Raw genomic sequence first — 15,594 nt, 5'->3', positions numbered from 1 at the left:
GGCTGACGATGGATCAGCCCGTGAAAGACGTCTTTTCTGCCCGCCATGCGGCTCTTAGTCTGGCCACACGCTTCAGACAGAGAGCCCCCTGATGACAACAATAACAATCAATGAAGTCGGCCTGCGTGATGGCCTGCAGAGCCTGCAGACGGTCATGCCGACTGCCGCCAAGCTGCGCTGGATCGACAGCGCGTATGCCGCTGGCGTGCGCCACATGGAAGTTGCCTCGTTCGTGCCGGCCAGGCTGTTGCCGCAGATGGCCGACGCCAAACAGGTGGTCGCCCACGCACTGACCTACCCAGGCCTGCTGGTTACGGTACTGGCCCCTAACCTGCGCGGTGCCCAGGATGCACTGGAGTCTGGTGCGCAACGCGTCGTCGCCCCGGTGTCGGTAAGCAACGCCCACAGCATGGCCAACGTACGCCGCACGCCGCAGGAAATGGTTGAGGAGCTGGGGCGCATGTGCCAGCTGCGCAGCGAGATGGGCCGGCATGACGTGCAGATGATCGCCGGCATGTCAGTGGCCTTCGGCTGCACCCGTCAGGGTGATGTGCCGCTGGGTGACCTGTGCGCATTGACACGCCAGGTGATCGAGGCGGGTTGCGACCTGGTGTCGCTGGCCGACACCACCGGCTACGCCAACCCCGGGCAGGTAGCCATGGTGATCCCGGCGGTGCGGGCCATTGCCGGGGAGCGCCTGCGCGCCGCGCACTTCCACGACACCCGTGGCCTGGCGCTGGCCAACAGCCTGGTCGCCGTGCAGCAAGGTATCCGCGAGCTGGACGCCTCGCTGGCCGGGCTTGGCGGTTGCCCGTTCGCGCCAGGTGCCTCCGGCAATACCGTGACCGAAGACCTGGTGTTCATGCTGCAAAGCATGGGTTACGACACCGGCATCGACCTGCAGGCATTGATCGACTCACGCCAGGTGCTGCGTGATGCCTTGCCCGATGAACCCCTGTACGGCGCGCTCGCCCGCGCCGGCCTGCCGCTCAACTACTAAGGGCTACCCGCATGTCCAGACTCCCCTTGGACGGCATTCGTGTCGTTGAGATTTCGCACATGGTCATGGGCCCCACCTGCGGCATGATCCTCGGTGATCTTGGCGCTGAAGTGATCAAGATCGAGCCCACCCGTGGCGATGGCACACGGCGCTTGCTCGGCGCAGGCGCCGGCTTTTTCCGCACCTTCAACCGCAACAAGCAATGCATCGCCGTGGATGTGCAAACGCCCCAGGGCCGGGATGCCGTGCTCGCGCTGATCGACACGGCCGATGTGTTCATCGAGAACTTCAAGCCAGGGCGCATGCATACGCTCGGCTTTGACTACGCAGCGCTACGCGAGCGCAACCGGCGGTTGATTTACGCCTCGCACAAGGGCTTTCTCAACGGCCCTTACGACAATCGGCTGGCACTGGATGAAGTGGTGCAGATGATGGCGGGCCTGGCCTACATGACCGGGCCGGTGGGGCGGCCGCTGCGTGCGGGCAGTTCGGTGAACGACATCATGGGCGGCATGTTCGGGGCCATTGGTGTGCTGGCCGCGCTCAACGAGCGCAACAGCACCGGCGTTGGCCGCGAGGTGCAGAGCGCACTGTACGAGAACTGCGTGCTGCTGGCCGCACAGCACATGCAGCAGTTTGTGGTCACGGGGGAGGCGGCAGCGCCAATGCCCAACCGCATCAGTGCCTGGGCCATTTATGATGTGTTCACCTTTGCCGGGGGCGAGCAGATGTTTGTCGCCGCCACAGGGGAGGGGCAGTGGCAGGCGCTGTGCAGCGTGCTTGGCCAGGCGGCATTGCGCGACGACCCCACCCTGGCCAGCAACAACGACCGGGTGTTGCAGCGCCCGCGTTTGCTGGCGCACCTGGCCGAGGTATTCGCCACACTTGATGCGCAGCAACTGGCGGTCGAGCTTGAGGCCAATGGCATCCCCTTCGCGCCGATCCGTCGCCCGGAGGAGCTGTTCGATGACCCGCACCTGATGCAAAGCGGGGGCATGGCTGACCTCACCCTGGAGGACGGCAGCAGCACGCCGATGCCACTGCTGCCGCTGGCGCTCGATGGCCAGCGCCTGCAACCGCGCCGGCCGATCCCGCGTATCGGCGAGCACACCCAGAAAGTCATGCGCGAGCTTGGTTACAGCGATGCGCACATTGCCGAGCTGTGCGCCGCAGGCGTGCTCAAGACTGACGAGCAGGAGCGCTGAAAATGGCCATCTACCGATACGACACGCTTGTCCCGAACCTGCACCCGGAAACCTTCGTTGCCGAGCAAGCTACGGTGATCGGCGATGTCACGCTGGCGCAAGGCGTTAGTGTGTGGCCGCAAGCGGTGCTGCGCGGCGACAATGAACCGATCCACATTGGCCAGCACAGCAATGTGCAGGAGGGCGCGGTGCTGCATGCCGACCCTGGTTTCGCCCTGACCGTGGGCAGTGGCGTGACCATCGGCCACCAGGCGATGCTGCATGGCTGCACGATTGGCGATGGTGCACTGATCGGTATACAGGCGGTGGTACTCAACGGCGCGGTCATCGGCCGCAATTGCCTGGTGGGGGCGGGTGCCATCGTCACCGAAGGCAAGGTCTTCCCCGACAATTCACTGATCCTCGGTGCACCTGCCAAAGTGGTGCGTGAGCTATCGCCTGAGGCCATCGCGCACATGCACGCCAATGCCGCCGACTACGTGCGCAAAGGCCAAGCCTGCAAGGAAAAGCTCGTGCGTATCGGCTAACCCCCTTCAGTGGCGCCCTGAAGGGCGCCGCCGCTCTCCAATAATTACAAGAACGGAGATCCACCATGGTTGCCTTGACCGGTGTTCTGGCGCGTGAGCGCAATGAGCGTCACATCAATGAACTGCTGCTGTACCGGCGGGTGGCCTGGCGCATCATGCCATTGGCCATCATCTGTTTCCTGTTCTCCTATTTCGACCGCATCAACATCAGCTTCGCCAAGACCCAGATGCAGGCCGAGCTTGGCCTGAGCGACGCGGCCTACGGGCTGGCCGCGAGCATGTTCTTCATTGGCTACGTGCTGTTCGAGGTGCCGAGCAGCCTGGGCCTGAAACGCTACGGCGCGCCGGCGTGGATCTGCCGGATCATGGTGTCCTGGGGGCTGGCCACTGCGGCTCTGGTATTTGCCTATACCCATTACACCCTGTACTTCCTGCGTTTTCTGATCGGTGTGATGGAGGCCGGTTTCGGGCCGGCCATCCTGTTCTATCTGGCGTGCTGGTTCCCCCGCAAGCACCTGGCGAAGATGAACGGCCTGTGGTTTCTGGCCGTGCCCTTGGCTGGCGCGGTTGGCGGCCCTGCGGCGGGCTTTTTGCTAGGGACCATGGACGGTGTGCTGGGCCTTGCCGGCTGGCACTGGCTGTTTCTGATGTCGGGCCTGCCGTGCGTGGTGCTGGGCGTGCTGGTGCTGTGCAAGCTCGATCGCGACATTGCGTCGGCCAAGTGGCTGACCCTTGAAGAGAAAGCCCTGTTGCAGGAAAACCTTGCCCAGGACAAACGCGCGGACAAACCGGTGCTGGGTTCGCTGTGGCGGGTGCTGCTGACCCGAGAAGTGGCGATCATGGCGTTCATCTACTACGTGATCAAAAGCGCGTCCTATGGCCTGAATTTCTGGATGCCGCACCTGATCAAGTCATCAGGGGTACAGGACATGCTGTGGGTCGGTGTGTTGTCTGCGCTGCCTTATGCGGTGGCGTGCGTCGGCATGGTGCTGCTCACCCGGCGCTCGGACCGCACCGGCGAGCGCAAGCGCTACCTGGTGTACTGCCTGCTGGCCGCAGCCGTCGGTTACTTGCTCGCGTGCCTGTTCTCGGGCTCGTCGTGGGCGATGATGGCAGCGCTGGTAATGGCGACAGCGGGTACGTTCATTGCCATTCCGATCTTCTGGACCATCCCGCAGTCGACCTTCTCCGGGTTGGCGATTGCAACCGGCACCGCAGCAATCAACTCCGTGGGCCAGCTCAGCGGCATCGTGGCACCGGTGATGGTGGGGCAGATCAACGACATCACAGGCAGCACGTACATGGGCATGCTCTCGATTGCACCGCTCATCCTGCTCGCCTGCCTGGTGGTGATGCGCTATGTCAGAAACCCCAAGGTCTGAACCTGGCACGCCCTTGACGCTGAACAACAAGAACAATAACAAGGCATAACCCATGAACACTTCCGTCTCACGGCGGGCATCACTGATGCTCGCGGTGTTGTGCTGTGCGTGGCAATCGGCCCAGGCTGCCTTTGTCGCTGACGGCAAAGGCAGCCTGGAGCTGCGCAATTTTTACTTTGATCGTGACTTTCACGGTGCTGCTGCCAGCCAGTCCAGGCGCGGTGAGTGGGCCCAGGGCTCTTTGCTCAAGTGGCAATCGGGCTACACCGAAGGTGTCGTCGGTTTTGGCCTGGACGCGGCAGGGATGCTTGGCGTCAAGCTCGATTCGTCCCCGGACCGCAGCGGCAGCGGGCTGTTGCCCCGCGGCAGCGACAGGCGCGCGGTGGATGGCTATGGCAAGGCAGTTGCCACCGTCAAGGCGAAGCTTTCGCAGAGCCAACTGCAGCTGGGTGGTTTGAGCCCCCAGTTGCCATTGCTGGTGTCGAACTACAGCCGGTTGTTCCCGCAGTGGTTCAAGGGTACGCAGTTGGTCAGCAAGGACTTGGACCGTTTCACCTTTACCTTGCTGCAGGTCGATGCCACCAAGCTGCGCGACTCCACCGACTTTGAAAGCCTGACCGCCATGGCGCAACAGGGCGCCTATTCGGCAACGGTGACCAGCGACCGCCTGTACTACGCGGGTGTCGATTATCAGCCGGCGAAGAGCCTGACCCTCAGCGTGCACACCAGTCAGCTTGAAGACCTGTTCCAGCGGGACTTTGCGGCGTTCAAGTACAGGGCCGGCCTTGGGCCGGGGGAGGCATTCACCGAATGGCGCTGGTTCAACGCGCACGACCAGGGCAGGGCGTTGCTGGGCGAGGTGGATAACCGGACCTTGAGCACCAACATCGGCTATGGCCTGCACGGGCATACCTTCAGCGGTGGTTACCAGAAGGCCAGTGGAAATACCGCCTATGCGTACGTTGGCGGGACCGATACCTACCTGTTCAGCGAGCAGCAGGTGAGCACGTTTGCCCTGGCCAACGAGCGTGCATGGATGCTGCGTTACGACTACAACTTTGCAGCATTGGGCATCCCGGGGCTGACGTTCAATGTGCGCTACGTCAAGGGTGACCAGGTCGACCCACAGCGGATTGCCAGCAGCAAAGGCCGGGCGCTGGCCGCGCGAGGTGGCGAAGGTGAGGAGTGGGAGCGGACCACCGACATCAGCTATGTCGTGCAGTCGGGGGTGTTCAGGAACCTGTCGCTGCGTTGGCGCAATGCGACCATGCGCTCCAATTTTGCCGATGCGGCGGATGAAAATCGGGTGATCGTGGGGTACACGGTCGAGTTTTGAGCGTTGGAGTACAAATGTGCTCTTAGGTTGATATCGGGTGTGTTGGAAGGGGCCGTTCTGGGCGCATGTCATCAAGTTAACGGCGTCGGGAGGGCCTAACGCCCTCTATGAAACCGGTTTCAAAATGTTTCCGAACCAGCTAGATTACGCGGCTTTCTCAGGGCCTCTCCCTGATCCAAACCCAGACGGCGCAACCCAAGGCCGCCCCAATGCTGATGAGGACTTGCAATGCCTGAGCATGCCCCCGACAACCCGCGCCGGGACTTCCTGCGCAAAACGTTGACCCTTATTCCCGTGGTCACCGTGGCTACCAGCACCGGCCTGGGTGCCGGCCAGCTGCTGGCCCAGCCGGCCCCCGAACCCAAGGTGCCTGCTACACCGCCCGCTGGCCATTACCAGCCGACTTTCTTCACCGCCGAAGAATGGGCCTTTGTACAGGCGGCGGTGTCGCGCATCATCCCCGCTGACGAGCTGGGCCCCGGCGCATTCGAAGCAGGCGCCGCCGAGTTTATCGATCGCCAGATGAACACCCCCTATGCCACAGGTGCCCAGTGGTACATGCAGGGCCCGTTCAAGGCCGACGCCGCGCCAGAGCTTGGCTACCAGCTGCAACTGAGCCCCCAGCAGATCTACCGCCTGGGCATCGCCGCTGCGGATGCATGGTGCAAAAACGCCAGCGGTAAAACCTTTGCCGAGCAAGATAGCGCTACCCGAGACAAGGTTCTCGGCAAGATCGAAGCCGGTGAGATCGTTTTCGAACAGCTGCCTGCCAAGGTGTTTTTCAGCCTGCTGGTGCAGAACACCCGCGAGGGGTTCTTCTGCGACCCGATTCACGGTGGCAACAAGGGTATGGTCGGCTGGACGCAAATCGGCTTCCCCGGCGCCCGTGCAGACTTCATGGACTGGGTCGAGCGCAACGAGCCTTACCCGTTCCCGGCAGTATCGATTCGTGGCGAGAGGGCGTAAGGCATGGCCAATGCAATGAAGAAGGTCGATGCGGTGATCGTCGGTTTCGGCTGGGCGGGCGCCATCATGGCCAAGGAACTCACCGAGGCCGGGTTGCAGGTGGTCGCGCTGGAGCGCGGGCCGATGCAGGACACCTACCCCGAGGGCAGCTACCCGCAGGTCATCGATGAGCTGACCTACAGCGTGCGCAAGAAGCTGTTCGTGGATGTCTCCAAAGAAACCGTCACCATCCGCCACAGCGTCAACGATGTCGCGCTGCCCAACCGCCAGCTCGGTGCCTTCCTGCCCGGCAAGGGCGTGGGCGGCGCAGGCCTGCACTGGTCCGGCGTGCATTTTCGTGTAGACCCGATGGAGCTGCGCATGCGCAGCCACTACGAAGAGCGCTACGGCAAACGCTTCATCCCTGAACACATGACGATCCAGGACTTTGGCGTGAGCTACGAGGAGCTAGAACCCTGCTTCGACTTCGCCGAGAAGGTCTTCGGCACCTCGGGCCAGGCCTGGACCGTGAACGGCAAGGTGGTCGGCGAAGGGAAGGGTGGCAACCCTTATGCACCGGACCGCTCCAACCCCTTCCCGCTGGTGTCGCAGAAGAACGTGGTGTCGGCGCAGCTGTTCCAGAAGGCAACCGCCAGCCTGGGCTACAAGCCCTACAACCTGCCTTCGGCCAACACATCGGGGCCCTACACCAACCCCTATGGGGCGCAGATGGGGCCGTGCAACTTCTGTGGCTTCTGCAGCGGCTACGTGTGCTACATGTACTCCAAGGCGTCGCCCAACGTGAACATCCTGCCGGCGCTGCGCCAGGTACCCCATTTCGAGCTGCGGGCCAATGCCCATGTGCTGCGGGTGAACCTGGACGACAGCAAGCGCAAGGCTACCGGGGTGACCTACATCGATGCCCAGGGGCGGGAAGTGGAGCAGCCGGCAGACATCGTCATCCTTGCCGCGTTCCAGTTCAACAACGTGCGCCTGATGCTGCTGTCGGGCATCGGCAAACCCTATGACCCGATCAAGAACGAAGGGGTTGTGGGGCGCAACTTCGCCTACCAGAACATGGGCACGGTGAAAGCGTTCTTCGACAAGGACACCTACACCAACAACTTCATCGGCGCCGGCGGCAACGGGGTGGCGATCGACGACTTCAACGCCGACAACTTCGACCATGGGCCGCACGGTTTCGTCGGCGGCTCGCCGATGTGGGTCAACCAGGCTGGCAGCCGGCCGATTGCCGGTATTGCCAACCCGCCCGGCACGCCCGCCTGGGGCAGTGCCTGGAAGAAGGCCACGGCCGATTACTACACCCACCAGCTGTCGATGGACGCCCACGGCGCGCACCAGTCGTACCGCGGCAACTACCTGGACCTCGACCCGACCTACCGGGATGCCTACGGCCAGCCGCTGCTGCGCATGACCTTCGACTGGCAGGAAAACGACATCAAGATGAACCAGTTCATGGTCGACAAGCTGAGCAAGATCGCCCAGGCGATGAACCCCAAGGCCATCGCCGTGCTCGGCAAGAAGGTCCAGGAGCACTTCAACACCGCCAGCTACCAGACCACCCACCTCAACGGCGGCGCGATCATGGGCACCGACCCCAAAACCAGTGCCTTGAACCGCTACCTGCAAAGCTGGGACGTGCACAACGTGTTCGTCCCGGGCGCATCGGCGTTCCCCCAGGGCCTGGGTTACAACCCCACCGGCCTGGTGGCTGCGCTGACCTACTGGTCGGCGCGGGCCATCCGGGAGCAGTACCTGAAAAACCCCGGCCCGCTGGTTCAGGCTTGAGGAGCGATGGCATGAAAAAACTGTTGATCGCGACCCTGCTGCTGGGCACGGGCCTGGCTGCCCAGGCTGATGAAGCTACCGATGCGCTGGTGAAGAAGGGCGAGTACCTGGCCCGTGCCGGTGACTGCGTGGCCTGCCATACCGCCAAGGGCGGCAAGCCCTTTGCCGGTGGGCTGCCGATGGAAACCCCCATCGGCACCGTGTACTCCACCAACATTACCCCGGATGCCACCGGCATCGGCCAGTACAGTTTCGAAGACTTCGACCTGGCCGTGCGCAAAGGTGTGGCCAAGGACGGCAGCACGCTGTACCCGGCCATGCCGTACCCGTCCTATGCGCGGGTCAAGGACGAGGACATGCGCGCCTTGTACGCCTACTTCATGCAAGGCGTGCAACCGGTGGCGCAGCCTAACAAGGCCACCGACATCCCTTGGCCCCTGAGCATGCGTTGGCCGCTGGCGATCTGGCGTGGCGTGTTCGCACCAGAGGTGAAAGCCTGGCAAGCGGCGGCCGGTGCAGACCCTGTGGTCAGCCGCGGCGCCTACCTGGTGGAGGGTTTGGGCCATTGTGGCGCGTGCCATACCCCGCGTGCCCTGACCATGCAGGAAGAGGCACTGAGCCCCGCGGATGGCAAGCAGTTCCTGGCCGGCAGTGCGCCACTGGAAGGCTGGATCGCCAAGAACCTGCGCGGTGACCACAAGGACGGCCTGGGCAGCTGGAGCGAGGAACAGCTGGTGCAGTTCCTGAAAACCGGCCGCAGTGACCGCAGTGCCGTGTTCGGCGGCATGAGCGATGTGGTCGAACACAGCATGCAGCACTTGAGCGATGCCGACCTGACGGCCATTGCCCGCTACCTCAAGACGCTGCCGGCAAGCGACCCACACGACCAGCCGCATGTGTACGACAAGCAAGTGGCAGAGGCTTTGTGGAATGGCGATGACAGCAAGCCGGGTGCGGCGGTGTACATCGACAACTGCGCTGCCTGCCACCGTACCGACGGCCAGGGGTATACCCGGGTGTTCCCGGCGCTTGCCGGCAACCCGGTGGTGCAGACGGCCGATGCCACCTCGTTGATCCATGTGGTGCTGGATGGCGGCACGGTGCCGGCGACGCATACCGCGCCGTCGAACCTCACCATGCCAGCGTTCGGCTGGCGCTTGAGCGACCAGGAAGTGGCTGAGGTTGTGAATTTCATCCGGACCAGTTGGGGTAACCAAGGTAGTGCTGTTTCGGCCAGTGATGTGAAAGCCATCCGATAACGCTGGCGCCTGGCGCCATACGTTGTGGGGCTTGCCGGCGATGCAGGCGCTGCGGTGCATGGCACCGGCTTTGCCGGTGATCGCCGGCAAGCCGGCTCCTACAGGGTTGGCGTCGGCTGTAGAAATTGAGTATGTCAGTGCCACGGAAGGTGGTTAAACCGCTTGGATGCCACTCGATCAGGCCGGTGCAGTACCTTTTGTGGGCCGGCTTGCCGGCGATGCAGGCGCTGCGGTGTAGGGCACCGGCTTTGCCGGTGATCGCCGGCAAGCCGGCTCCTACAGGGTTGGCGCCGGCTGTAGACATTGAGTATGTCAGTGCCAGGGAAGGTGGTGAAACCGCTTGGATGCCACTCGATCAGGCCGGCGCAGTACCTTTTGTGGGAGCCGGCTTGCCGGCGATGCAGGCGCTGCGGTGTAGGGCACCGGCTTTGCCGGTGATCGCCGGCAAGCCGGCTCCTACAGGGTTGGCGCCGGCTGTAGACATTGAGTATGTCAGTGCCACGGAAGGTGGTTAAACCGTTTGGATGCCACTCGATCAGGCCGGTGCAGTCCCTTTTGTGGGCCGGCTTGCCGGCGATGCAGGCGCTGCGGTGTAGGGCACCGGCTTTGCCGGTGATCGCCGGCAAGCCGGCTCCTACAGGGTTGGCGTCGGCTGTAGACATTGAGTATGTCAGTGCCACGGAAGGTGGTGAAACCGCTTGGATGCCATTCGATCAGGCCGGCGCAGTCCCTTTTGTGGGAGCCGGCTTGCCGGCGATGCAGGCGCTGCGGTGTAGGGCACCGGCTTTGCCGGTGATCGCCGGCAAGCCGGCTCCTACAGGTGGGGCACCGGCAGTGCGCCAGGAAAGGTAGAATCCCGACGAACGGTAGGTGACGAAACCGCGCGGTTTTGATGTATTGAAACCGGTTTCAGTCACCGTCACCGACAATAATCACAAGGGACCGAAATGACCGACTTGCCAGCCCATTCCCGCGAACGCGTGACCATCAGTGAGGTCGCACGCGTTGCCGGCGTCTCCAAGGCCACCGTGTCGCGCTACATTGGCGGCGATCGCCAGTTGCTGGCCGAAGCTACCGCCAAGCGCCTTGAAGAGGTCATCGAGCGCCTGGGCTACCGGCCCAACCAGATGGCCCGCGGCCTCAAGCGTGGCCAGACGCGGCTGATCGGCATGCTGGTAGCAGACATCCTCAACCCCTATTCAGTCGCGGTGATGCACGGCGTTGAAACCGCGTGCCGTCAGCACGGCTACAGCCTGGTGGTGTGCAACACCAACCGCGACGACGAGCAGGAGCGCCATCACCTGGCGGCCCTGCAGTCTTACAACGTCGAGGGTCTGATCGTGAATACCCTCGGCCATCACCCCGGCGAACTGCTCAACCTGCAGCGCGACATGCCCATGGTCCTGGTAGACCGGCAACTGCCGGAGCTGAACGTGGACCTGGTAGGGCTGGATAACGCCCAGGCCATCGAGCAGGCCCTGGACCACCTGCAGGCGCGTGGCTACCGCGACATCCTGGCGGTCACCGAACCACTGGACGGCACCAGCTCCCGGCTCGAACGCACGCAGGCGTTCACCGCCTCGATCAGCCGTCGCGCCGGCATGCGTCAGCAACTGGTGGAGATCGACAGCAACCTGCACGCCCGGCTTGATGCTTTCCTTGGCAGTAATGGGCACGGGCCCCAGGCTATTTTCACCTTCAACGGCGTGGCCACCCTGACGGTGACCCGTGTATTGCACGACGCGGGTTGCAACCTGTTCCAGGACGTCGGCCTGATTGCGCTGGACGAACTGGACTGGTACCCGCTGGTCGGTAGCGGCATTACCGCGCTCGCCCAACCCACCGAACGCATCGGTGTGGCCGCCTTCGACTGCCTGCACGACCGCCTGCGCGGCGAGAGCGGGGCGCCACGGCGCCTGGACTTCAAGGCAGAGTTGATCGTCCGAGGTTCCACTCAACTACGCGAATGAAGAAACGGCTGGCAACGACGCCGGCCATTGCTGCAGCCAAAAAATGAAACCGGTTTCATAAGGACAAGAACAATGCACGAGAACCCCGTTTCCATCAGCCTCTCCAGCTACGGTGCCAGCTTGGTCCGGGAGCGTGGGCAGGAGAGCTTCCTTGAACTGCTGGCCGCTGCCGGCGTGATATGTGTCGAACTGCGCGAAGAGTTGTTCGACGAGGCCCCGGACGCCGCCGCGCTGTCGGCGGCAATCAACGCGCTGCAGTTGCAGTGCCTGTATTCCTCGCCACTGGAGCTGTGGAGCCCTGAAGGGCAGCTGGACGCGCGCTTGCCTGCCAAGCTGGCGCTGGCCCGCGCACTCGGCGCCGTGGCGCTGAAGGTGTCGTTGGGGCATTACGCTTGCGCATGCGACCTGGCGGCCTTGCAAGCGCAACTGCGCCCTGGTGACCCACTGTTGCTGGTGGAGAACGACCAGACCACGCAGGGCGGGCGCATCGCGCCGCTGCTGCAGTTCTTTGAGCGCTGCGAGGCCCAGGGGCTGGCGCTGGGCATGACCTTCGATATCGGTAACTGGCAATGGCAGGGCGAATCCGCCGCGCAGGCAGCGCGGTTGCTCGGCCGCTGGGTGCGTTACGTGCATTGCAAGGCAGTGCAGCGCGAGGCCAGCGGGCGCCTGGTGGCCGTTGTGCCGCAGGCCCGGGACCTGATGGCCTGGGAGGCAATGTTCGCCGAGTTCACCCCCGGGCTGATGCGCGCCGTGGAGTACCCGCTGGCCGGCGCTGACTTACTGGCTTTGACCCGCGCCCAGGTCAACAACCTGGCCCGCATCGGCATGAGCGAGGAGGTGAGCCATGCCTGAGCATGACGTGCTGTGTTTTGGCGAAACCATGGCCATGTTCGTTGCCGAGCAGGCCGGTGACCTGGCGGCTGTGGGGGCGTTTACCAAGCGCATTGCCGGCGCCGACAGCAATGTGGCCATCGGCCTGGCCCGGTTGGGTTTCCGGGTGCGCTGGCTGAGCCGGGTGGGCAACGACTCGCTGGGCCGCTTCGTGCTCGACACCCTGCAGCAGGAGGGCCTGGACTGCAGCCACGTGGAGGTCGATGACCACCACCCGACAGGCTTCCAGCTCAAGGGCCGTTGCGACGATGGCAGCGACCCTGTGGTGGAGTATTTTCGCCGCAACTCCGCGGCCAGCCACCTATCGCTGGCGCAGTTCAGCCCGGCGTTGCTGCAGGCCCGCCACCTGCACGCCACCGGTATTCCGCTGGCGCTGTCGGCCGGCTGCAGGGCGCTGGCCCATGAGCTGGTCGAGCGCATGCGCAGCGAGGGGCGCAGCATTTCCTTCGACCCCAACCTGCGCCCGTCGCTGTGGCCTGACCGCGCCAGCATGGTCCGTGAAGTCAACGCGCTGGCGATAAAGGCGCACTGGCTGCTGCCAGGGCTCGAGGAAGGGCGGTTGTTGACCGGCCTGCAAACCCCGGCGGACATCGCCGCGTTCTACCTCGACCGTGGTGTCGAGCACGTAGTCATCAAGTTGGGCGGTGAGGGTGCCTACTACCGCAATGCCCAGTGCCAAGGGCAGGTCGCCCCTGTGCCGGTGGCCAAGGTGGTGGACACCGTCGGTGCCGGCGACGCCTTTGCCGTTGGCGTGGTCAGCGGCCTGCTCGAAGGCCGCCCGCTCGCCGAGGCGGTGGCTCGCGGCAACTGGTGCGGCAGCCGCGCCGTGCAATCGCGCGGCGACATGGAAGGCTTGCCACTGCGCCGGGAGCTGGAAGCGTACGCATTACCCAAGAGTGCCTGAAACTTTGATCGCCGGTACGCCGGCCGGTTGCTACAAAAACAACAAGCTCAGGAGCCGCATCATGCAATCGACAAGCCTCGCCCCACGCCGTTGGTGGTACATCATCCCGATCGTCTTCGTCACTTACAGCCTGGCCTACCTCGACCGCGCCAACTACGGCTTCGCCGCCGCCTCGGGCATGGCCGATGACCTGAAGATCACCCCGGCGCTGTCGTCCCTGCTGGGGGCGCTGTTTTTCCTCGGGTACTTCTTCTTCCAGGTGCCTGGTGCCATCTACGCGCAAAAACGCAGCGTCAAAAAGCTGATTTTCGTCAGCCTGATCCTCTGGGGCAGCCTGGCGACCCTGACCGGCATGGTCAGCAATGTCTACCTGCTGATCGGCATCCGCTTCCTGCTCGGGGTGGTCGAGGCGGCGGTGATGCCGGCGATGCTGGTGTACCTGTGCCACTGGTTCACCCGCGCCGAACGCTCGCGCGCCAATACCTTCCTGATGCTGGGCAACCCGGTGACCATCCTGTGGATGTCGGTGGTCTCGGGGTACCTGATCAAGCATTTCGACTGGCGCTGGATGTTCATCATCGAGGGCCTGCCTGCAGTGCTCTGGGCGTTCATCTGGTGGCGCCTGGTGGACGACCGGCCAGCCCAGGTGGGCTGGCTGAGCGAGCAGGAAAAAGCGGCGCTCGAACAGGCCCTGGCCGCTGAGCAGCAAGGTATCAAACCGGTGAAGAACTACCGTGAGGCGTTTCGCTCGCCGCAGGTCATCGTGCTGTCACTGCAGTACTTCTGCTGGAGCATCGGGGTGTACGGCTTCGTGCTGTGGCTGCCCTCGATCCTCAAGCAGGCGGCGAACGTCGACATCGTCGAGGCCGGTTGGCTGGCCTCGGTGCCCTACCTGGCGGCGGTCGTGGCCATGGTCGGGGTGTCGTGGGCCTCTGACAAACTGCAGAAGCGCAAGCGTTTCGTCTGGCCACCCTTGCTGATCGCCGCGTTGGCCTTCTATGGCTCCTACGCCTTGGGCACCGAGCATTTCTGGGCGTCCTATGCGCTGCTGGTGCTTGCCGGGGCTTGCATGTACGCCCCCTATGGCCCGTTCTTCGCCATCGTGCCGGAGATCCTGCCCAGCAACGTGGCCGGTGGGGCCATGGCCCTGATCAACAGCATGGGCGCGCTGGGTTCGTTCGGTGGCTCGTGGCTGGTCGGCTATCTCAATGGCGCCACCGGTGGCCCTGGCGCTTCTTACCTGTTCATGTGCGGTGCGCTGCTGACGGCAGTGGCGCTCACGGCTGCGCTGAAAACATCACAAACCTCCGGCCAGGCCAAGCCCCGCAGCCAGCGCCTGGCAATGAGCCAATAGGAAACGGCTATGAAAAAGCGAATCGTCCTTTACAAGCGCCTGCCCGAGGCCCTGCTGGCGCGCCTGCAACAGCAGGTCGAGGTGACCTGGGTGGATACCTCCGGCAGTGATGGCCTGGCCCGGCTGCGCGATGCCTTGCCCGGTGCCCATGGCCTGCTGGGCGCCAGTTTGCGGCTGGACAGCAGCCTGCTGGACCTGGCGCCACAGCTTGAAGTGGTGGCCAGTGTGTCGGTTGGCGTCGACAACTACGACATTGCCGAGCTGACCCGCCGTGGCGTGATGCTGACCAACACCCCTGATGTATTGACCGAGACCACCGCCGACACCGGCTTTGCCTTGATCCTGGCCACTGCCCGGCGGGTGGTGGAGCTGGCCGGCTGGGTACGTGACGGCCACTGGCAGGCCAACCTTGGGCCGGCGCATTTTGGCAGTGATGTGCATGGCAAGACCTTGGGCATCGTCGGCATGGGGCGCATTGGTGAGGCCTTGGCCCGCCGTGGTGCGGCCGGGTTCGGCATGCGCGTGCTGTACCACAGTTCGCGAGCCAAGCCAGAGGTGGACGCCCGCTATGGTGCCCGGTATCGCACCCTGGACGAGCTGCTGAGCGAGGCGGATTTTGTCTGTTTGACGGTGCCCTTGAGCGCCAGCACCGAAGGCCTGATCGGCGCACGGGAGCTTTCGCTGATGAAGCCCGAGGCGATCCTGGTGAACATTGCCCGCGGGCGTGTGGTGGATGAACAGGCACTGCTTGCGGCGTTGCAGGCCAAGCGCATCCGCGGCGCCGGGCTGGATGTGTTCGTACAGGAACCACTGCCGGCCCATTCGCCGCTGTTGCAACTGGACAACGTGGTGGCCACGCCGCACATCGGCTCGGCGACCCACGAAACCCGTGAGGCCATGGCGCGCTGTGCGGTAGAGAATCTGTTGAGCGCGTTGGCGGGCGAGCGGCCGGCGAACCTGGTGAATGAGGTGGCTATGGGGGGGTAACGCCTGATTTTTTCAGCGTCGGTGA

13 protein-coding genes are annotated in these 15,594 nt (G+C 63.9%); all 13 read left to right on the top strand.

The genetic code is table 11. The features are described 5' to 3' along the window. Positions 1 to 91 precede the first annotated feature (91 nt). Positions 92 to 1,000, top strand: a complete 909-nt coding sequence (locus IWW33_RS25215) for a hydroxymethylglutaryl-CoA lyase (protein ID WP_161871605.1) — start codon at positions 92 to 94, stop codon at positions 998 to 1,000. A gap of 11 nt (positions 1,001 to 1,011) precedes the next feature. Continuing rightward, the gene (locus IWW33_RS25210; protein WP_115274954.1) at positions 1,012 to 2,205 is read left to right on the top strand and encodes a CoA transferase; all 1,194 of its coding nucleotides are present in this window, start codon (positions 1,012 to 1,014) and stop codon (positions 2,203 to 2,205) included. 2 nt (positions 2,206 to 2,207) lie between these two features. Further along, positions 2,208 to 2,732 carry a gamma carbonic anhydrase family protein gene (locus tag IWW33_RS25205; RefSeq protein WP_046786350.1) on the top strand — a complete coding sequence of 175 codons (525 nt, stop codon included), beginning with the start codon at positions 2,208 to 2,210 and terminating at the stop codon, positions 2,730 to 2,732. 65 nt (positions 2,733 to 2,797) lie between these two features. Beyond that, entirely contained in the window at positions 2,798 to 4,114 is a 1,317-nt protein-coding gene (locus IWW33_RS25200) for an MFS transporter (RefSeq protein WP_046786349.1), read from the top strand. 52 nt (positions 4,115 to 4,166) lie between these two features. Then, positions 4,167 to 5,450, top strand: a complete 1,284-nt coding sequence (locus IWW33_RS25195) for an OprD family porin (RefSeq protein WP_174141361.1) — start codon at positions 4,167 to 4,169, stop codon at positions 5,448 to 5,450. Between the two features lie 228 nt (positions 5,451 to 5,678). Then, a complete protein-coding gene (locus IWW33_RS25190) occupies positions 5,679 to 6,416 on the top strand; it encodes a gluconate 2-dehydrogenase subunit 3 family protein (protein ID WP_119688979.1) in 738 nt (245 codons plus the stop codon). 3 nt (positions 6,417 to 6,419) lie between these two features. Next, positions 6,420 to 8,204, top strand: a complete 1,785-nt coding sequence (locus tag IWW33_RS25185) for a GMC family oxidoreductase (RefSeq protein ID WP_161871609.1) — start codon at positions 6,420 to 6,422, stop codon at positions 8,202 to 8,204. 11 nt (positions 8,205 to 8,215) lie between these two features. Then, positions 8,216 to 9,463 (top strand): cytochrome c, encoded by a 1,248-nt coding sequence (locus IWW33_RS25180; protein ID WP_174141360.1) that lies wholly within the window; start codon positions 8,216 to 8,218, stop codon positions 9,461 to 9,463. Between the two features lie 947 nt (positions 9,464 to 10,410). Beyond that, positions 10,411 to 11,433 (top strand): LacI family DNA-binding transcriptional regulator, encoded by a 1,023-nt coding sequence (locus tag IWW33_RS25175; RefSeq protein WP_125923099.1) that lies wholly within the window; start codon positions 10,411 to 10,413, stop codon positions 11,431 to 11,433. Between the two features lie 72 nt (positions 11,434 to 11,505). Further along, complete coding sequence (locus IWW33_RS25170; RefSeq protein WP_174141359.1) at positions 11,506 to 12,285, top strand: AP endonuclease; 780 nt, start codon at positions 11,506 to 11,508, stop codon at positions 12,283 to 12,285. Then, positions 12,278 to 13,228: a sugar kinase gene (locus tag IWW33_RS25165; RefSeq protein ID WP_046786342.1), complete on the top strand. Its 951-nt coding sequence runs from the start codon at positions 12,278 to 12,280 to the stop codon at positions 13,226 to 13,228. The genes IWW33_RS25170 and IWW33_RS25165 overlap by 8 nt, the downstream gene beginning before the upstream one ends. Before the next feature lie 61 nt (positions 13,229 to 13,289). Beyond that, on the top strand, positions 13,290 to 14,582 hold the full coding sequence (locus tag IWW33_RS25160) for an MFS transporter (protein ID WP_046786434.1): 1,293 nt from the start codon (positions 13,290 to 13,292) through the stop codon (positions 14,580 to 14,582). Between the two features lie 9 nt (positions 14,583 to 14,591). After that, a complete protein-coding gene (locus tag IWW33_RS25155; RefSeq protein ID WP_174141358.1) occupies positions 14,592 to 15,569 on the top strand; it encodes a D-glycerate dehydrogenase in 978 nt (325 codons plus the stop codon). The last annotated feature ends 25 nt before the right edge of the window (positions 15,570 to 15,594 follow it).

Source organism: Pseudomonas sp. M2 (assembly GCF_015751845.1).
In the GTDB taxonomy this organism is placed as follows: Bacteria; Pseudomonadota; Gammaproteobacteria; order Pseudomonadales; family Pseudomonadaceae; genus Aquipseudomonas; species Aquipseudomonas putida_E.
The sequence above is the reverse complement of the archived record's forward strand: the minus strand, read 5'-3'. Positions and strand labels throughout refer to the sequence as shown.